This window comes from Alteromonas gracilis (assembly GCF_043642145.1).
Taxonomy (GTDB): Bacteria; Pseudomonadota; Gammaproteobacteria; order Enterobacterales; family Alteromonadaceae; genus Alteromonas; species Alteromonas gracilis_B.
Map to the genome: position 1 here is coordinate 142,975 of NZ_JBHZRZ010000004.1, position 18,617 is coordinate 161,591.

17 protein-coding genes are annotated in these 18,617 nt (G+C 45.4%); 10 read left to right on the forward strand and 7 right to left on the reverse strand.

Features of this window, described 5'->3' with window-relative positions; genetic code table 11:
* From ACHUFN_RS10060 to ACHUFN_RS10075, 4 genes are read left to right on the forward strand one after another with little or no spacing between them, the layout of a single operon-like run.
* On the forward strand, nucleotides 1-1,974 hold the full coding sequence (locus tag ACHUFN_RS10060; protein WP_394222245.1) for an ATP-binding cassette domain-containing protein: 1,974 nt from the start codon (nucleotides 1-3) through the stop codon (nucleotides 1,972-1,974).
* Complete coding sequence (locus ACHUFN_RS10065) at nucleotides 1,955-2,464, forward strand: TIGR02444 family protein (protein ID WP_394222246.1); 510 nt, start codon at nucleotides 1,955-1,957, stop codon at nucleotides 2,462-2,464. Before ACHUFN_RS10060 ends, ACHUFN_RS10065 begins: the two co-directional genes overlap by 20 nt.
* 20 nt (nucleotides 2,465-2,484) lie before the next feature.
* Nucleotides 2,485-3,519 carry a hydrolase gene (locus ACHUFN_RS10070; protein ID WP_394222247.1) on the forward strand — a complete coding sequence of 345 codons (1,035 nt, stop codon included), beginning with the start codon at nucleotides 2,485-2,487 and terminating at the stop codon, nucleotides 3,517-3,519.
* 43 nt (nucleotides 3,520-3,562) lie between these two features.
* Nucleotides 3,563-3,796 carry a YheU family protein gene (locus ACHUFN_RS10075; RefSeq protein WP_394222248.1) on the forward strand — a complete coding sequence of 78 codons (234 nt, stop codon included), beginning with the start codon at nucleotides 3,563-3,565 and terminating at the stop codon, nucleotides 3,794-3,796.
* Nucleotides 3,797-3,909: 113 nt separating this feature from the next.
* On the opposite strand, the gene ACHUFN_RS10080 is transcribed toward ACHUFN_RS10075, so the two are convergent.
* The gene (locus ACHUFN_RS10080) at nucleotides 3,910-4,464 is read right to left on the reverse strand and encodes an outer membrane beta-barrel protein (protein ID WP_394222249.1); all 555 of its coding nucleotides are present in this window, start codon (nucleotides 4,462-4,464) and stop codon (nucleotides 3,910-3,912) included.
* Nucleotides 4,465-5,142: 678 nt separating this feature from the next.
* Here ACHUFN_RS10080 and ACHUFN_RS10085 point away from each other — a divergent pair.
* Together ACHUFN_RS10085 and mdoH are read left to right on the forward strand one after the other, a co-directional pair.
* A complete protein-coding gene (locus ACHUFN_RS10085) occupies nucleotides 5,143-6,774 on the forward strand; it encodes an OpgD/OpgG family glucan biosynthesis protein (RefSeq protein WP_394222250.1) in 1,632 nt (543 codons plus the stop codon).
* The gene (gene mdoH / locus ACHUFN_RS10090; protein WP_394222251.1) at nucleotides 6,755-8,749 is read left to right on the forward strand and encodes a glucans biosynthesis glucosyltransferase MdoH; all 1,995 of its coding nucleotides are present in this window, start codon (nucleotides 6,755-6,757) and stop codon (nucleotides 8,747-8,749) included. Before ACHUFN_RS10085 ends, mdoH begins: the two co-directional genes overlap by 20 nt.
* A 115-nt stretch (nucleotides 8,750-8,864) precedes the next feature.
* Here the strand turns inward: mdoH and ACHUFN_RS10095 are convergent, their stop codons facing one another.
* The 3 genes from ACHUFN_RS10095 to nudE all read right to left on the reverse strand — a co-directional run bounded on the left by ACHUFN_RS10095 (nucleotide 8,865) and on the right by nudE (nucleotide 10,988).
* Nucleotides 8,865-9,449, reverse strand: coding sequence for a YceI family protein (locus ACHUFN_RS10095; protein ID WP_394222252.1), 585 nt, complete (start codon nucleotides 9,447-9,449; stop codon nucleotides 8,865-8,867).
* Nucleotides 9,450-9,575: 126 nt separating this feature from the next.
* Nucleotides 9,576-10,421: a 3'(2'),5'-bisphosphate nucleotidase CysQ gene (gene cysQ, locus ACHUFN_RS10100; RefSeq protein ID WP_394222253.1), complete on the reverse strand. Its 846-nt coding sequence runs from the start codon at nucleotides 10,419-10,421 to the stop codon at nucleotides 9,576-9,578.
* 3 nt (nucleotides 10,422-10,424) lie between these two features.
* On the reverse strand, nucleotides 10,425-10,988 hold the full coding sequence (gene nudE, locus ACHUFN_RS10105; protein ID WP_394222254.1) for an ADP compounds hydrolase NudE: 564 nt from the start codon (nucleotides 10,986-10,988) through the stop codon (nucleotides 10,425-10,427).
* Between the two features lie 71 nt (nucleotides 10,989-11,059).
* On the opposite strand from nudE, the gene yrfG reads away from it, so the two are divergent.
* The 4 genes from yrfG to ACHUFN_RS10125 all read left to right on the forward strand — a co-directional run bounded on the left by yrfG (nucleotide 11,060) and on the right by ACHUFN_RS10125 (nucleotide 15,265).
* Nucleotides 11,060-11,758: a GMP/IMP nucleotidase gene (gene yrfG, locus ACHUFN_RS10110; RefSeq protein ID WP_394222255.1), complete on the forward strand. Its 699-nt coding sequence runs from the start codon at nucleotides 11,060-11,062 to the stop codon at nucleotides 11,756-11,758.
* Nucleotides 11,759-11,785: 27 nt separating this feature from the next.
* Nucleotides 11,786-12,331, forward strand: coding sequence for an inosine/xanthosine triphosphatase (gene yjjX, locus ACHUFN_RS10115; protein WP_394222256.1), 546 nt, complete (start codon nucleotides 11,786-11,788; stop codon nucleotides 12,329-12,331).
* A 246-nt stretch (nucleotides 12,332-12,577) separates the two neighbouring features.
* Entirely contained in the window at nucleotides 12,578-13,969 is a 1,392-nt protein-coding gene (locus tag ACHUFN_RS10120) for an NAD-dependent succinate-semialdehyde dehydrogenase (RefSeq protein WP_394222257.1), read from the forward strand.
* Between the two features lie 279 nt (nucleotides 13,970-14,248).
* Entirely contained in the window at nucleotides 14,249-15,265 is a 1,017-nt protein-coding gene (locus ACHUFN_RS10125) for an MBL fold metallo-hydrolase (RefSeq protein WP_394222258.1), read from the forward strand.
* 94 nt (nucleotides 15,266-15,359) lie between these two features.
* Here ACHUFN_RS10125 and ACHUFN_RS10130 read toward each other — a convergent pair whose 3' ends face one another.
* From ACHUFN_RS10130 to ACHUFN_RS10140, 3 genes are all read right to left on the reverse strand, one after another.
* Complete coding sequence (locus tag ACHUFN_RS10130; RefSeq protein ID WP_394222260.1) at nucleotides 15,360-16,214, reverse strand: CPBP family intramembrane glutamic endopeptidase; 855 nt, start codon at nucleotides 16,212-16,214, stop codon at nucleotides 15,360-15,362.
* An 84-nt stretch (nucleotides 16,215-16,298) separates the two neighbouring features.
* Nucleotides 16,299-17,981: an alkaline phosphatase family protein gene (locus ACHUFN_RS10135; protein ID WP_394222261.1), complete on the reverse strand. Its 1,683-nt coding sequence runs from the start codon at nucleotides 17,979-17,981 to the stop codon at nucleotides 16,299-16,301.
* Between the two features lie 30 nt (nucleotides 17,982-18,011).
* Nucleotides 18,012-18,533: a MarR family winged helix-turn-helix transcriptional regulator gene (locus ACHUFN_RS10140; RefSeq protein WP_394222262.1), complete on the reverse strand. Its 522-nt coding sequence runs from the start codon at nucleotides 18,531-18,533 to the stop codon at nucleotides 18,012-18,014.
* Nucleotides 18,534-18,617: the final 84 nt, after the last annotated feature.

Consider the following 18,617-nt stretch of genomic DNA (forward strand, 5'->3'; position numbering starts at 1 on the left):
ATGATTAAGCTTTCCAATGTATCGCTACTGCGCGGTCGTAAAATGCTGCTAGAAGAGGCATCGGCGCAGGTGTTCCCGGGCCATAAAGTGGCGCTCATCGGCAGTAACGGCTGCGGAAAATCCACGCTTTTTGCGCTATTGCGCAGTGAATTAAGCGTAGATGCTGGCGACTGCAGTGTACCTAGTGATTGGCGTATTGTAAGTGTGGCACAGGAAACGCCAGCAACGGATAGAACAGCCATTGACTATGTGGTGGACGGCGATAAACATCTACGCGACTTGCAGGCTCAACTTGCGGCCGCTGAACAAAGTGGTGATGGGGTTAAAATAGGTCAAATTCATGGCCATTTAGAGCAGGCGGGTGCCTATGATGTAGAGTCTCGCGCAGCTACAATTTTGTCGGGCCTTGGCTTTACAAATGCCCAGTTAAGCGCGTCTGTAACGGATTTTTCAGGTGGTTGGCGCATGCGCCTAAACCTAGCACAAGCGCTGCTTTGCCCATCAGATTTGCTCCTTCTAGACGAACCCACAAACCACTTAGACTTAGATGCCGTAATTTGGCTTGAGAAGTGGTTGCAACGCTATGCAGGCACGTTGCTGTTGATATCTCACGATAAGGCCTTTATCGACAACACAGTGGCGCAAATCATTAGTGTAGAACAACAAAAACTGATTACCTACACAGGTAACTATTCGTCTTATGAAACGCAGCGTGCTGAGCGTATTCGCCTGCAAAACATTGAGTATGAAAAGCAGCAGCAAAAGGTGGCGCACTTAAACTCATTCATTACCCGTTTTAAAGCGAAAGCGAGCAAGGCCAAGCAGGCACAAAGCCGTATTAAGCAATTAGAAAAGATGGAAACTTTGCTGCCGGCCCATATGGCTAGCCCATTTAGCTTTTCTTTTGCACCGCCAACAGCGCTGCCCAATCCTCTTGTGCAAATGGAAAAGGTTCAGTTGGGCTACGATGATCACATCGTGTTGCAGCAGGTGAAACTTAACTTAGTGCCCGGTAGCCGTATTGGTTTATTAGGAAGAAATGGCCAGGGTAAATCTACGCTTATCAAGCTCTTGGCAGGTGTTCATGCACCAAAGCAAGGCATTTTCAATACGGCTAAAGGCCTGAAAATTGGCTACTTCGCTCAGCATCAGTTAGAAACCTTAGATGCTAACGCTACCCCGCTTCTTCACTTGCAGCGCATAGATGAAAAGGCCACCGAGCAGCAACTTCGCGACTATCTGGGCGGTTTTGGCTTTAACGGCGATGAAGCACTTGCCCCTGTAGCGCCGATGTCTGGTGGTGAAAAAGCACGGCTGGTTTTGGCGTTAATTGTGTATCAAAAGCCTAATTTGTTGCTTCTGGATGAGCCAACAAACCACTTAGATTTAGAAATGCGTCACGCACTTAATATCGCCTTGCAGGGCTTCGAAGGGGCAATGGTACTGGTATCGCACGACCGTTTCTTACTTTCGTCGGTGTGTGAAGACTTCTACCTTGTAGATAGCGGTGAAGTTGAGCAGTTTAAAGGCGATTTAGATGATTATCGCGACTGGATTTTAAAGCAACAGGCGGCAGAGAAAGCCAAGGCCAATAGCGATGCGAAAAGTGCCAACATCGATGCCCAGAAAAACGCGCAGCAAGATGCCACGCTGCAGAATAAGCCAGAACGAAAATTAGACCGTAAAGAAGAAAAGCGCCGCGAAGCTGAGTTCAGGCAAAGCGTTGCGCCGCTTAAAAAGGCCATAGATAAACACGAAAAAGCCATGGAAAAATGCAGTGCGGCCTTGGCTGAAGTGGAAGCGTCTTTATCTGACACATCGCTTTATAGCGAAGAGAAAAAAGCCGAACTTATGGGCTTACTCGACAAGCAAACGAAGCTAAAGCAGCAGCTTGAAGAGGAGGAAATGGCCTGGCTAGATGCCCAAGAACAAATAGAGTTAAAACGAGAAGAATATGACAATGCCAACGCCTAATATCGAAAACAACGCGTTTTGGGAGTATAGCGTTTCTCGGTACACCAAAGGGGATATGGCGCCTCTCGCCCTTTTACTGCAAGACAATCACAATGTTAATGTAAACGTTCTCTTGCTGATTTGTTGGTGTTTAGAGAATAATGTCATTATAAATTTGCCTCAGCTCAAGGCCGTTGTGGGGGCATCTGCGCTAACCGAAAGGGCACTGCAAAGTCATAGAGCAAAACGCAAAGCAGCCAGTCCTGAGAAAGGCGGCGATAAGGCAACGTATGACGCGCTTAAAGCGCAAGAGCTTGACATTGAAAGACAGCAGCAGCGCGATATTGTTGCGTCGTTTAATGAACAGTCGGTTACCCGTTTAGGACAAACCGAAGCACTGTCTACTAATGTATTTAACGCGTCTATTGCGGCGTTTATCAATGCATATGGACTTCGCGAAAACAGCGAAGCTCGTCGTCTTATAAGCCTTGTGATTAATCAATTATCGTAAAAACACAATAAGAAAAAACAATGAGTAAATCAGCGCTATCGCATGGAAAAATTATAAAAAGCAGCTTTAAGGTGCCAAGGTGGGCCAAAAACCGTCATGTGCAAACCATATGGCCGCGTTTTATTCAAAAGCGTTTACCCTTGTCTTATGACATGGAGCGGCTAACTCTGCCTGATGACGATTTTGTTGATGTGGCGTGGGGACCAAAGCCTCAGGAGACCTCGGGTATTGTAGTAATGTTTCACGGTCTTGAAGGCAGTATTCGGTCGCACTATGCCAACGATATGATGGCGCAATTATCTGTGAACGGGTGGCAAGTGGTGATGATGCACTACCGCGGCTGCAGCGGAGTGCCGAATCTTAAGGCGCGGGCCTATCACAGCGGTGAAACTGAAGATCCGAGTTTTTTCTTAGAATGGCTACACGATAAATTTCCCCAAATTCCCAAGGTGGCTATCGGGTTTTCCTTAGGTGGCAACATGCTATTGAAGCTTCTAGGCGAAAACCCCGCGCAAAAATGGCTTAACGCCGCGGTTGCTATCTCTTCTCCACTTAAGCTTTCTGAGTGCGCAAAATCAATTAATCAGGGCTTTTCTCGGGTATATCAAAAGTATTTGCTAACCAGCATGAAAAGCACATTGCGTAAAAAAATGGAGTACATCGATTATCGCAAGCTGATTCAGCTAACTAAAAGCGATGTAGATGACATCACCAGCTTCACGCAATTTGATGAGAAGGTTACAGCGCCACTACATGGCTTTGCTGATGCAGAAGACTATTATGAAAAATGCAGCGCCTATCATTTCTTAAGCGCAATACACTGCCCCACCCTTGTGTTGCATAGCATTGATGACCCCTTTATGAATCATTTGATTGTGCCAAAAGAAGAGGAGCTTGCGCGCAATGTTACGGTAGAACTCAGCGAGCGAGGTGGTCATGTCGGGTTTATGCAAGGGTCGGTATTAAACCCGAAAGTATGGTTGCACGAGCGTGTAAAACGCTTTGTTAGCGACATTTTGCCGGTTAATACAACCTGCAGCTATGTAAGCCGTTAAGCGTGTTTGTTTAACTTAAGCGCTATTTTTATCTGGAGTGTGAATGATTATTCCTATTGATGCCTTAGAGGCTGAGACACTTTACAGCCTTGCCGAGGCTTTTGTATTACGCGAGGGAACGGACTACGGCGAAGAGGAAGTGGCGCTAGACGTGAAGGTTCAGCAGGTGTTAGACAGGTTGAAATCAGGTGAAGCCGTATTGGTGTACTCAGAACTTCATGAAAGCGTAGACATTAAACGAAAAGAAGATGTTCAGCCCAGCGAAGCTTCAGAATAAAAGTTGAAGCTTCAGAATAAAAGTTGAAGCTTCAGAATAAATGCGAGCGCAGCCAAACAGGCACAAAAAAGCCGGGTCGAGCAACCCGGCTGCCGGCCTGAGGAGAGGATGGCTTAAAACGCGTAACGTGCAGTGACTTGCATAATGTCTAAATCATCAATAACTTTATAGTTTGCGCCAATTGCCCACTGTGGTGTGATGTAGTAGTTCGCGCCCACTTTAAATGTTGCTTCACCATCATTAACATCGTAGTAGCCTACTTCACCCGCTAGCTCTACTTGTTCGGTTATCATAGAGCGAAGGCCTGCGTTAATGCTGTAGCCTGTTTCGTCATCTACATCACCGTCAACGCGCTCTAGGTTAGCGCCGAAATACGCGTCGGTTGTGGCGTTTATTGGTAAGCGATAACCAGCACCCAGCGTTAGCATGTCAAAATCGAAATTGCCCTCTTCAAAGAAGCTGTATTCACCGTTTAAATACCAGTTGCTATTAAGTAAGTACTTACCATTTACAGTTAAACCATCTGGCTCGAAAGACTCATTGTCATCAAAGTCCATTTTAGTGTAACCACCTTCTACGTAACGCCAGTCAGGCTTGTCAGCCATTGCTGAAAGAGGAAGTGTTGCTGCAGCAAGTGCTGCCGTAATAAGTGTGATTGATTTACGCATGTGATAACTCCTTAATGTGTTCAGTAGCTTTGTCAGTAACTAAAGCTTTCGTTGTCGTCTGTGACACCTGTTTCCCGTCAACGCCCATGAACGCGCTGAATTAAGCTACCGTGTTTGTCCAGCTTTGTTGAATCAAATAAAGCAAAGCGTTTGCCAATGTCGATAAAGACTAGTGGTTTTAAGTAAAATTAATTGCTTAAGTTTTTGAATTTGATGTTTATTTTTGGTTTTAAGATGTGAGTAATTGCAATTGAAATTGCTTGTTTAATGGCAGAATCGTTAAGCAGAGCGTGCATTGATACACATAACTGTCTCTAAAAAACAACAGTTACCCTCTTGTCTAACTCATCGGTCCCTCTTACACAAATGGAAGAGTAAAACTAAAAGATAAAAGGGATTTATAAAGCGTTGTAATTAAGGTGTTTTGCTGAAAATTGTTATGGAGTTTTCGTGTTGGAACACCTTTTGCTGATGCCATGTTGTGTTATCCAACATTCACTTACGCCGCTCGGCGAAGAATTCGGTTTTTCACGACATCAGTGAATAAAGAAAGGAGAAGAGCGCCTTTCTCGCGTGGTTTCAATCAGTACCGATTAGTTAGCGTTTTCAGGTAAAAAACGTCAGAGGGTATGACTGATGACCATCTGGATAACCATTGTTTTCATAAGGAGAGGACAAATGGCTAAGCCAGTTTCAATTTTCGTAAAAGATTCACACGTTATAAAAAAGCAACGCTGCACGGCAATGCTGTCTCGTATGTTTTTAGCTGTGACCAGCGTCATTGCGCTTATATCGTTTCAACACGCTGGCGCGGTTGAGGTAAATGACAACAATCAGCCTCAAAAAACATCGCCTGTACTTCAATCTATTATTGATGCTGCACGTAAATCGGCAACAGAAAGCTATGAGCAGGACGACCACGGGCTTAATAGCAAATTGAAAGAGATTGATTACACCACCTATCGATCAATTCGTTTTAAGCCCCAGCAAAGCCTTTGGCATGGCGAGAACAACTATGAATTGCAATTTTTTCACCCCGGCTTTTTATATGAGTACCCGGTAACGATTCACACTATTGGCGAAAACAATAAACCCGAGCGCTTGGCCTTTAACAGCAACATGTTTAATTACGATGGTGCTGCTTCTGAATTGGCAGGTTTGATTGATGAGAAATCTGGCTTTGCGGGTTTTCGTGTTCATTACCCCATTAAGAACGAAGAATATAAAGACGAATTCGCGGTTTTCTTAGGGGCATCGTATTTTCGATTAGTGGGCAAAAACCAGATCTACGGTATTTCAGCCCGTGGTCTGGCTATTGATACCGCGTTGGCAAAAGGAGAAGAATTCCCTCATTTTACTGAGTTTTGGGTGATTGAGCCGAGTGAAGGCAAACCCATAACCATTTATGCACGCCTTGAAAGCCCTTCGGTTGCAGGTGCATATAAATTTGTTATTCAGCCTGATATTGATACCAGCGTTAAAGTTGAAAGCTGGTTATTTGCCAGAGATGACGTGAGCAAGTTAGGTATTGCACCGTTCACAAGCATGTTCTTGTACGGTGAAAATACTGAAAAGCGCCACGATGACTATCGTCCAGAAGTGCATGATAGCGATGGTGTGCTTATGGTTACTCACGCCGATGAAGAAATATGGCGTCCATTAACAAATCCTGCTCGCCTTCAAGTTACGTCGTTAAGCGATGCTAACCCCAAAGGATTCGGTATGCTTCAGCGCGATGGAGAATGGGCAAACTACCTTGATGCAGAAGCGAACTATCACTTGCGCCCAGGTCTTTGGGTAACACCGATAGCGGGCTTTGAGAAAGGTCGATTGGAAGTGGTAGAAATACCCACTAAATCTGAAATTCACGATAACATTGTGGCGTTTTGGACTCCCGAAAAGCCATTCAAGTCGGGTGAATCTCTTTATTTTTCTTACGATCTCAAGACAGTAGAGCAGAACCCCTTTGTTAGCGAGCTTGCTTCGGTAGTTCGTACTCGCCAAGGCAAAGCCGTGCTTCCAGGTGATGAGTTTAAAGACGATAGCCTGAATGCTACCCGACAGTTTAGCGTGGATTTCAGTGCGCCTTCTTCAATTGCGTTTAACGGCGAGTCGATGAAGCTTGTGATTCAAGGCGCGAATGGCACGATTTCACAGCAGCGTCTTTACCCTGTTGCAGACGGCCAAGAGTGGCGTGCCACGTTTTTTGTTAAGCCGAAAGAAAAGCAAACAGTTGATATGCGCGCTTTCATCGAAAAAGACGGTAAACGTGTGAGTGAGGTTTGGAACTATGTCTATCAACCGAAATAACGATGCTGGTGTATCGGATTCTCACGGGGCGAAAGCCGTGCCTCAGGTTATAAGTGACAGCGCATCGCGCGGGCCACATTTCACCTTAAAAGGAGAGCATATGCGTTTGTTTATCATGGCAATGCTAGTCATTCCAAGTACGGCACTGGCCGGTTGGAGTTTGTACGAGATATTTTTACCTAACGGCCTTACGAATTTAGAAATTGCGCAGCTAGGACTTGGATTAACCCTTTTTGCATGGCTGTGCATGGCGTTTTGGACAGGCATTATTGGCTTTTTCTTGCAGCTATTTAATGTCGACCCATTAAGCCTTCGCAGAAACCAAGCACAACCTGACGCCTCTGCACCGTTGGCGCAAAAGCACGCCGTAGTTATGCCAGTATATAACGAAGATACGCGCCGCATTATGGTGGGGTTTGAAGCGTGTATTCGAGAGTTGATGGAAAGTGAAAACAGCGCGAAGTTCGACTTTTTCATGTTAAGCGACACGCGAGATATGGAAAAGGCAGATGCTGAGCTACGTGCTTTCACCCGTTTGAAAAAGCGTTTAGGTGCTTTTTCTAGCCAGGTGTTTTACCGCCGTCGCGAGCAAAACCTACATAGAAAAGTGGGGAACCTTAAAGAGTTTTGCGAACGCTGGGGAGCAAATTACGAGTCGATGATTGTGTTAGATGCCGACAGTGTAATGAGCGGTGAGCGCATGCAGGACCTTGCCCGTCGTATTGAGCAAAACCCAGACACGGCTTTAGTCCAGACGATTCCCATGCCCGTACGCCAAAACACTTTCTTTGGCCGATTTGTGCAGTTTGCTGCTCACCTGTATAGCCCAATGTTGGCGACAGGTTTATCATTCTGGCAAACCGACAGCGCGAACTACTGGGGTCACAATGCCATTATTCGTATTGCGCCATTTATGCAGCATTGCGGGCTACCTACTCTTGAGGGGCGCGCGCCTTTTGGTGGTGAAATACTAAGCCATGACTTTGTGGAAGCCGCACTTTTGCGCCGTGCTGGCTGGCAGGCCTACTTGCTTACCGACACCACGGGCAGTTATGAAGAAGTGCCAAGCAATATTGTTGACTACGCCATTCGCGATCGTCGCTGGGTACAGGGCAACATCCAGCATTTAGGGCTACTGAATGTAAAAGGCCTTAAAATGGCAAACCGACTGCATTTCTTATTTGGTGCGTTTGCGTATATTTCTTCACTCATTCTGTTTTGCATGTTGGCCTTAGGTACGGCAGATGCGCTAATTCGCGCCACCTCTGTTCCAGAGTTTTTCGTGTCAGAATATCAATTGTTTCCAAGCTGGCAGGTTGCACGTCAAGATATGATGATGGTGACCATGTGGGGAACCGCGGCTTTACTGTTTTTACCCAAGCTTCTGGGCATAGCACTGGCGTTAATGAAGCGCCGCAGTGAATTTGGTGGCGCGTGGTCTTTGCTTAAGGGCGCAGCAATTGAGCTTGCTATGGCTGTGCTTATTGCGCCGCTAATGATGTTCTATCATAGCTATTTTGTGATAAGCGTATTTGTTGGCCACTCTGTTAAGTGGGAAGCACAAGAGCGCGAGGGCCGCAAAGTGCCGTGGAAGGTGGCAATTAAGCACACGCAGATAATGAGTTGTTTAGCCGTGGCGTGGGGCGTGACCACCTTTTACTTTACGCCGTCGCTATTTATGTGGCTGCTACCTGTACTGGTCGGTATGGTGCTAGCCGCGCCGGTTATTCGCTTAACAAGCAGTGATAAGCTGGGTTTAGCAATGCGCAAGTGGGGCGTGTTTGTCATCGACCAGGAAGTGAATGAGTGCAAGGCGCTTAAGCGCTTGCGCGTGGCCATGGGCTATTTTGCCATTTCTCAACACAAGGCAGAAGTGCCTGCACTGCCAGACAACGTGTGGCAGGTTATGCCCGAACAGGTTTTAGGTAAAGAGCCTTTGCCGATGCGTCACACGCTACCTAATAACGCGCATTAACTTGTTACCATGTACAAAAAACGTTTGCATGTAACCATGAACTAAAAAGTCGCACATGGTGCGGCTTTTTGTAAGCTTTTAGGGCGATTTACTTATAAACAAGAAACGCCATTTACTACTGAGTGAACGTAACTGAGAACGTCACTGGCACAGTGGTAGTAATGCTATTAAGTCCAGCAATTTTTTGAAGTGCAGTTACACCTTCAGCAAGGCCAAACGACTCTGCTTTCACAAGGGTTGGTGATGTTGTTGAAACAGTCAGTGTATCCTCATCAACCTTGCTTGCTTTAATCGAAAATGAGGTAGGCACCGCCTTACCATGCAACGTTAAAATGCCATCGACTTTTCCATTGATGACTTCGCCTGGTTTGAGGTTCATCATCGGCTCTGTTAAGTTGGCGTCAAAGGTTGCTTGCGCGAACTTAGTGACGTTAAACAGCATCTCTTGCATTCGCTTATCACGAATATCAATGGCGGTATTTACTGACGATAAGTCTACCGCAACGCTTAATTTTCCGCTGTCAGATAACGAACCATCGAAGCTGTCAAATTTATGCACTTCTGTAACTTGTGCGTTCTTTGTAGACAAGAAGTGTAGCGCACTTGTTTCGCCGTCAATTGACCAATCCGCTGCAACAGGAAATGCTAGCCCGCTAGCAAGCAATGCTGCAGACAACGAGCGAATACGTGTAGTCATCATAGGTTACTCCTTTCACTGTTCGGTTCCACCTGGCGCGATTAACCGCTACCAGCGTAATGTGGCACAGCAACATTACTACGCTATTATACGTAGGTTAACACGTTGCGCTAAGTAATTTGTTACGTGCTAATGCTGATGAGGGTTTATGAAGTCATCATACTTTACAACGTCTTGCCAAGGCACCCGCTGATCGCCCATTACCACAAAGTCTGGGTTCTCTAGCGAATGTCGTTGATTATACGTTAGTGGCTCGAAGTTGGCTGCGGTAATACTGCCGCCAGCTTCAGAAACAATACATTGCGACGCGCCTGTATCCCACTCGCCTGTAATACCAATACGCATGAAGACGTCGGCTTTACCCTCTGCGATAAAGCACGCTTTAAGTGAACAACTTCCAAGTGGCAGGGTTTGATACACGCGCTTTGCGCACATTCTACTGAGTACTTTTTCTCGTGACTGACGACGGCTAATGGCTATCATCACCACGCTATTGCGTGGGTCATCTAATTTACGCACTTTAATGGGGTGATCGCCATCGGGTGAAGATTTAAAGGCACCTTTGCCCTTTTGGGCGTAGTACAATGACTGCCCTGGTGGCCAAAAAATTACGCCAATGGTTGGCTCGTTGTTTTCAATTAAAGCAATGTTTACGGCAAAGTCACCGCTTCTGGCAATGAACTCTTGCGTGCCATCAATAGGGTCGATAAGCCAATAACGCGACCAGTGCTTTCGCTCTTCTAAACCAGCGTGCTTGTTTTCTTCTGAAAGAATAGGGATGTCAGGCGTGGCGGCTTTTAGGCGCTTATTGATAATGTCGTTAGCTAAGTAATCGGCGCTGGTAACGGGTGATTCATCATCTTTTTGATAAGCGTCGAACTCACCTTTGTCATAAACCTCTAAAACGGCTTCGCCAGCTTCAATAGCAATTTTTTTCGCAATTTCTAATAGGTCGGCATGAGCGTCATCGGGCATTGTTTATTGTTCCTTAAACCACTTTTGAGCTAAAAACAGTGCAGCTATGCAGCGTGCTTCAACAAAGTCTTCTCGAGCAAGTAAAGCATCTGATTCATCTAAAGGCCAGTGAATCACCTCGAGCGGTTCAGGCTCATCACCTTCTAGTTGTTTGGGATACAAGTCGCGTGCCAATACAATGGTCATGTTGGCATTGAAAAAAGTAGGTGCCATGCTGACTTTATGCAGCTCTACAAGGTCGTTGGCAGCAAAGCCAGCTTCTTCTTGCAGCTCGCGGTTAGCTGCTTCTACAGCGGTTTCGCCTGGGTCAATTAATCCCTTAGGAAAACCCAGTTGGTACGAATGTGTTCCAGCGGCGTATTCGCGAATTAACACCATGGTGTTTTCATCTAGCATAGGCACAATCATCACAGCGCCCCTATTTCCGCCTGCCATCCGTTCAAATTCACGGGTAGCACCGTTTGAAAACTCTAGATCTAGACGCTCTACCCTAAAGAGTTTGCTTTGCGCAACGATTTCACGAGAATGAATTTGAGGTAACGGTTTGTTCGGGTCAATTTTTGGCATGTCTATCGCTACAACTTTGTTATCATACTTGTATACACTTTCTTAGCTTACTTCATTATAAGGAAAATCGCTTGCCCTTTCTGCCCTGGAATGAAATAGAAACTGTACTGCTTGATATGGATGGCACCTTGCTAGACCTTCACTACGATAACCAGTTCTGGTTGGTTCATCTGCCCAAACGATTGGCTGAACTGCGAGGTATTTCAGAGGCACAGAGCCAAAGAGAAATGAAAGCGCGGTACGAGGCGGTATTTGGTCAAATTCAGTGGTACTGCTTAGATTACTGGGCTGAGTCGCTCGAGATGGATTTAGAAAACGAATTCATGCCATTAAAGCGTGAACTGGCTCATTTGCTTGCCCTTCGTGACGACACCATTCCATTTCTTGATGCCTTACACGCGTCTGGCAGGCAGGTGATACTTGTGACCAACGCTCATCCAAACAGCTTGGCGCTTAAAATTGAGCATACACAGCTTGATGCGCACATTGATAACCTAATTTCCACCCATGAATTTGGCGTAACCAAAGAGTCGCAGTTATTGTGGGAGCGACTTCAAAAACGCGTGCAATTTGATGCTAGCCGAACGCTGTTTGTAGACGATTCACTGCCCATATTAAATGCAGCAAAAACATTTGGCATCAAGCATTTATTGGCAGTAGATAACCCTGACAGCACGCTACCTAATCGCAATATTAGTGAATTTCCGGCGGTGCGCGATTATCGTCTAATGCTAGACGACATTAAACAGAGCCCTGTGGGCGAAGCATAAAAAGACGTTTTTAAAGGACGAAAACAAATGGTTTCTGACACAATTTTTATAGGGTCACTGAATCCGGTAAAAATTAATGCTGCACTTAATACGCTTTCTGACACGCTAGAGCACGATTTTGACGCCCAAGGTATGGATGTGCCAAGCGGCGTACCCGAACAGCCAATGAATGAAGATGAAACGCGTTTGGGAGCGATTAATCGCGTTAAAGCCATGCTTGCTCATCACCACGGCGGATTAACAGGTGCTTGGTACGTGGCAATTGAAGGCGGCGTTGATGTATTTGAAGATGGGCCAGCAACATTTGCTTATGTAGCGATATATCATGAAGGACACTGGTCTGTAACGAGAAGCGCAAGTTTGCCGCTGCCCGTAAGCGTATTTCAAGCGTTGCAGCGAGGCGAAGAACTAGGGCCTGTTATGGATAAACTTTTTGATACAGTGAATGTAAAGCAAAAGGGCGGCGCCATTGGTTTGCTTACGCTCAATCACGCTTCGCGACAAAGCGTGTACGAAGTGGCGCTTACGCTTGCGATGGCAAAGTTTCATTTTCCTGACTTATACACTGACTAGCCTGCGTTTACCTGAGTGGTAACTTAAAGGCTAAAACGCTTTAGAAAAGCGAATGGTGGCGATCGCAACGGTCGCCCTGAAATCTTTACCGCGATAAGTAATCTTTTCTGATTTTCGTTCTCTTTAAATCCCCCTTATTGCTCTGCTTCAAACTTATCCTGCTGAAATTGCTAAATAAAATATTATTTGTCACCTTGGCTTTTTAGTTGCACCTGTCACTGACCAAACGGATTAAGGAGAGTGACAATGAGTGAGACTATCAATACCTACAACCCTGCCACAGGTGAAAAGATCGATCATTATCATTTGATGTCAGCTGAGGATGCCGAGCAAGCTGTTACACGTTCACAAGAAGCTTATTTAAACTGGCGTCGTACGTCATTTGAAACCCGCGCCGACTTATTTAATAACCTTGCTGATTTGATGGAAGCTCGCATTGATGACCTAGCGAGTTTGATGACCCGAGAAATGGGTAAAGTAACCGCTCAAGGCAAGCAAGAAGTACAGCTATGTGCTGGTATTTGTCGTTATACGGCAGAGCACGGTGCATCAATTCTAGAAGATGAACATCGCATTTTCGAAGGTGGACGTGCCATTATCACGTACCAACCCATTGGCGTCATTTTAGGTATTCAACCGTGGAACTTCCCGCTGTACCAAGTTATTCGTTACAGTGCCTCAAACATCATGGCGGGCAACACGACGGTGCTAAAACACGCTAAAAACGTATTTGGCATGGCAAAAGCAATACAGCAGCTGTACGAAGATGCTGGATTCCCTAAAAATGTTTATCAATCACTGCTTATTGATGGTGGTACGGCAAGCGACTTAATTAAACACAAATACGTACGCGGCGTTACGTTTACTGGCAGCGACGAAGTGGGTAAAGAAGTTGCAAAAGAGGCAGCAAGCTTGTCGAAGAAGACCGTTATGGAGCTTGGCAGTAATGATGCATTCTTGGTACTTGAAGATGCTGATATCGATAATGCGGTGGAAATGTGTATTCAAGGACGTGTAATTAATAACGGCGAGACCTGCGTAGCGGCCAAGCGCTTTGTTATTGTAGACAGTGTATACGACGAGTTTAGAGACAAGTTTGTTGCTCAATGTAAGAAACTTAAAGTAGGCGACCCTACTGATGAGAACACCGACTTAGGACCGATGGCGCGTGAGGATTTACGTGATGAGCTGCACGAGCAAGTGAAAAAATCGCTTGATGCGGGCGCTACCTTGTCGCTTGGTGGAGAAATTCCAGACTCTGACGGCTACTTTTACCCGGTTACGGTACTTGAAGACGTATCGCCTGGCATGCCAGCCTATGACGACGAATTGTTCGGCCCGGTTGCATCACTCATTCGCGTGCGTGATGACAAGCAGGCAATGGAAGTGGCAAATGACTCACGCTACGGCTTAGGTGGCGGTATCTTCAGTACCGATACTGACAAAGCGATTGCGTTAGCGAAAGATGAATTCGACACAGGAATGGTGAACATTAACGGTTATTCTTTAGCACAACCTAACCTGCCTTTTGGCGGTGTGAAAGACAGTGGCTACGGTCGTGAGCACGGTGGTTATGGTATGCGAGAATTCGTCAACATCAAAACCATTATGGTGGCAGAGAAATCTTCAGATGAATAAGGCTGAATGAAGCGTTGTTTTGAGTATTAAGATTCAAAGGCGGGCCAGTGTCCGCCTTTTTGGTGTCTGACCTTCATCAATACGGTTTCTAACGCTAACACTGCAGCGATGACAAAAGTCATCGCAGCGCTTTTGTAAATTCGGATAAGTTGTGTGACGTAGCGTGCCAAGCGTAAACGCGCTGAATAGATTTGTTGTTTTGCGCGGTCATTTAAGAAAATAGGTCTTTTACCAGAAACAGGGTGTATTAAACACAACGGAAAATAAAAGGCGACGACAATGAAAGTGTTAAATGAAAAGCGAGTTAAACCAGGTTCGCAACGTGCCCCTAGTCAGTTGTTTCGCTTTGCCTATAAAAGTGCACTGTCAGCAGCGGCTGTGCTTTTGCTGTCTATTAATGCGCAGCCTGCTTCACTCGCGGCGCAAAGCGACAGCACGTTACATGATGCATGTCATGACGTATCTGTGCAGGTGTTGGGCTCAGGTGGTCCCGAACTAGATGATGGCAGAAGTTCAAGTGCTTATGTTGTGTGGGTAGGGGAAAGTTCTAAAATATTGGTCGATGCAGGTAGCGGTAGCAGCATTCAATTTGGTGCAGCAGGGGCATCGTTTACGTCGTTAGAGGCTATTTTGCTTTCTCATCTTCATACCGATCATGCTGCTGATTTGCCCAGTTTTATAAAAGGCGGCTATTTCACCAATCGAAGTGACGATTTATTAGTGTTAGGACCTGATGGAAACAAGGTTATGCCATCAACCGATGCTTATGTTTCGTCGTTAATCGGCGAAGGTGGCGCGTTCAGTTATTTGTCTTCTTACACTGAAAAAGGGCAAGACGATTACACTATTGCTACTCACAGCATTGCGAACGCAACGCTACAAAAGCCCTTTGAGCGCCGTGTCAGTGAAAGTGTGAGCGTTGAGGCCATGTCGGTTAACCACGGGCCAATTCCAGCGCTAGCCTGGAAAGTAAAAGCGAATGGGTGTGTGGTGGTATTTTCAGGCGACACTAACGACCAACAGGGGGACCTTGCTGGCTTTGCAAACAACGCCGACCTTTTAGTCCTGCACAATGCCATAGACGACCGCGCAGGGCGCGTGGCGAAAAACCTGCATATGACACCTACACAAATTATAGATATTGCGAAGCAGTCTAAGGCTAAACAAGTGCTACTTTCTCATATTATGAAGCGCAGCGAGACCGGACTTGATGCCCTTACCGAAGCGATTGCGGTGGTTGCACCGGGCCGCGTTTATGCCGCTGAAGAGTTGATGAATATAACGCTTGGGGAATAAAAGTAACGGGTACCCGCGCAAACCATCAAAGCGCAGTAAGGCTCGCGGCATACTGCACTTTGATACGGCTTGGGGGCGCGTAGTGAATCAAGAATCATGCAGTGAGTCTTGACTGAGGAAACTCTTTTTTTCCCTTTAACCAGAAGAAAAACGCGACAATTGACGCGACTATAGCTAACACAATGCCGAATTCATCGACAAAAAATAACGACGTTTCTTTTTCAATGGTCATTGGATTAAACACTTTCTGGATAAAAATGTTTGAGCTTGCGTGGTACATCACGGCGGTCCATACACTGTTCGTTTTTAAACGAATGTACGCCATAATTGTACCCGTTGCGATGATAAAAACGGTAAAGCAAGATAGCTGGTAATATATTGATGTCGTTTGATTTCCATACATACCATAGAAAATTAGCGGCCAATGGAACATCGACCAAATTACCCCACTCACCAATATCACGCCCGTGAATGACATGCTCTTAGACAGTTCGGGAACCAGTAATCCACGCCAACCTATTTCTTCACCTAAAATCGTAGGTAGAGAAATCACAAATCCAACTAACGCCGTTAAGGTGAAATGAAACAAAAATATACTAAGATCATTCCAGCCACTCAGGTTATAGCTAACTCTTTTCTCCTCAAGGAAATCTGCATTGTAAAAATCACCAAAACCGAAGGCCCAAATGAGACTGTAAGAAACAAATACAATTAAAAAAGGGAGCAAATAACTCATCCATTGATATTTCGAAGGTCCCCACCCCCAGCCTAAGCTCGACAATTTCTTACCGCGCACCAAACAGGTTGCAATTGTCGCGAATCCTACTGACAACATTAATGGCGTCGCTTGCGCCATGCGAAATATTAACCAAAAGCCAACAAAGTAAAATAGCGTGACAAAGGACAAAAATACAACAAGTGTCAACGCACTTTCTTTTGAGATTTTCATATTAGCGTTCCCTGTTAGTAGAGCTTTGACGGCCAGTGATAGCCGTCGAGGCAGTAAATATCAGCATTTCTAATTCGTTAAATGTTATTTGAATAACTCATACAGAGGCTCGCCGCGGTTTCCACTTGGCGGCTGAATGTTTAATATCATCGCAATAGTTGAGGCAATATCGGTTGGGGACACTCGTCGAACGGATTGTCCGCTATTTAACCCTGCTCCCATGATAAGAAGTGGGACGTGAGTATCATATGCATAGCCGCTGCCGTGTACTGTCCCTTTAACCAGCGACACATGCAGGTCGGAGTCGTCGTCTTGAATAACTCCAGACTCGAAAATTACTACTACATCGCCCGAACGCTTTTGATAATAACCATTTTGCGCCAGGTGTCTGCTGTCATGATTGGTATAGTTTTGAACCCGCAAATTAGTTGCCGTCAATGCTTCACGTATACCATCAAGTTCGACCAAAATATCAGACGCCGTGCGTTGTACATCAGCTAGGGCCAATCCCTTTTCTCTTATTAACGGGCGATTTAGATACACTTGGTTATCACTGAAATGTTGTAACCAATCACCCTGCCCCAACGCTTTATTCAGGCCCTGCTGTAATACGCTTTTATACTGCGAGATCCTTGCAACATCGGTAGGAATACCTACATTTTCTAAATAGGATGCAACAGGAATAGCGCCGTGATCAGAGGTTAAAAAGACCACGTAGCCCTCTTTACCTAAGTGACGATCGAGCTCACTTAACAGCGCTGCAATTTCTCTATCTAAGCGCACGTATACATCCGCCAGCTCCACGGAGTCAGGCCCGAACAAATGCCCTACTTTATCGGTTGCTGAATAGCTAATTGAAAGCACATCCGTTTCACCATTCTTACCCAAGTTTTCGCGTTCAAGTGCTTCTAACGCAAACTCGGTTACAAGCGTATTACCAAACGGGGATAAGCCTAGTAACAAGTATTCCAAATTTCGCGGGCGATATTTTTCTCGCAATACTTTAAAGTCGTATGGAAAAACCGCTCGCTCTTCACCCAAAACTATTTCGTAAGTGTTATCGTCTGCGTAACTTTCGGTATAGCTTTCAATATCGAATAACGGAGTCCACTTTGAGTCTAAATACGCGTCTGCTCGCCCTTCAGCATTAAAGTCTTCAACCCACTGTGGAAGTTCAGCGTTGTAATATGAACTCGTTATGAAGCCGCCGGAACTTGCATAGGTATCTTGCCAATACACACCGTCAGCAAGATGCCCGCCTGAAAGTACTGCGGCTCTATCTTTCAACGAAATGCTGATAACTTTCGAACGAAGTTGGGAGCTGAGTTTGATTTGATCTGAAATTGTGGTTGTCAGCATGTTTTTAGGTGACGCACCAACAGATTCTGCTTGTCGACTGCCCACCGTGCTGTATTCAGTGTCTTCCACGCTTTGTACATAGTTATTACTGGTTCTATCGTACCAGCTGTTCGAAACTATCCCATGTCCTGAAGGTGTTGTGCCGGTGTAAATCGAGGCGTGACCAGCAGATGTTACCGTGGGTGTGTAATTGTATTGGGCGTTTTTATAATTAAACCCATTCGACATAAGTCGCTTAAAACCATCTTGAGAAAATTTACTTTGGTATCGATATAGCTGCTCTGCGCGCATTTGGTCTACAACAATACCAACAACAAGTGTCGGTTTGGGCACTTGCGCAATGGCCGCAAAGCAACTTGTTACGCCAAGCAGCAAGCAAATCGTTTTTCTACAATCAATCGTTATCATATTTCTTTCACTTCGCACTCTGGGTTGTATTCATGGTTTAGACAATTGTTCGTCATAGGAAGAGCTGTTCGTTGGAAAACGCTTTCCAAACGGCGTTTTGCGCAATGCATCAATGGCCGCATTCAATACACTTTGTAAGTTGATACCCACTTCTTCAGACAAACTAGAAAACGCGTTCGCAGCGTCAATACAATACAAATTCAAAACTTGAACTTTTTGCTGACCTGTCGCTGTAAGACTGTATAGGGTTTTTCTTCTATCGTTCTCATCTGCTTTGCCCTCTATCAAGCCTAATTTCAGGAGCATTTTTATTCTTTGTGAAACAAGTTGATGTGTGATGTTCAACGCAGTGGCAACCTGCATGGTGGTAACATTTGAGTATTGAGACAAAAACATCAGGGTAGACGATACTGAAACTGGAAAGCCCATATTTTTTTCAAGATACAACTCATCTGATTGCGCTTGGATAAGGCTGTGGAGATCAAAAACCGTTTTGGCTAAAAAGGCATTATTGTCTTTTAGTTGAATAGAAAACTTGTCTTTTGCACTCATAATCGTAGACCTAAATTTACCCACTGATTTGCTAATTCATTTACGCAAACACTTGCGAAAGTGCTTGCTAAAGTAAATGGGATT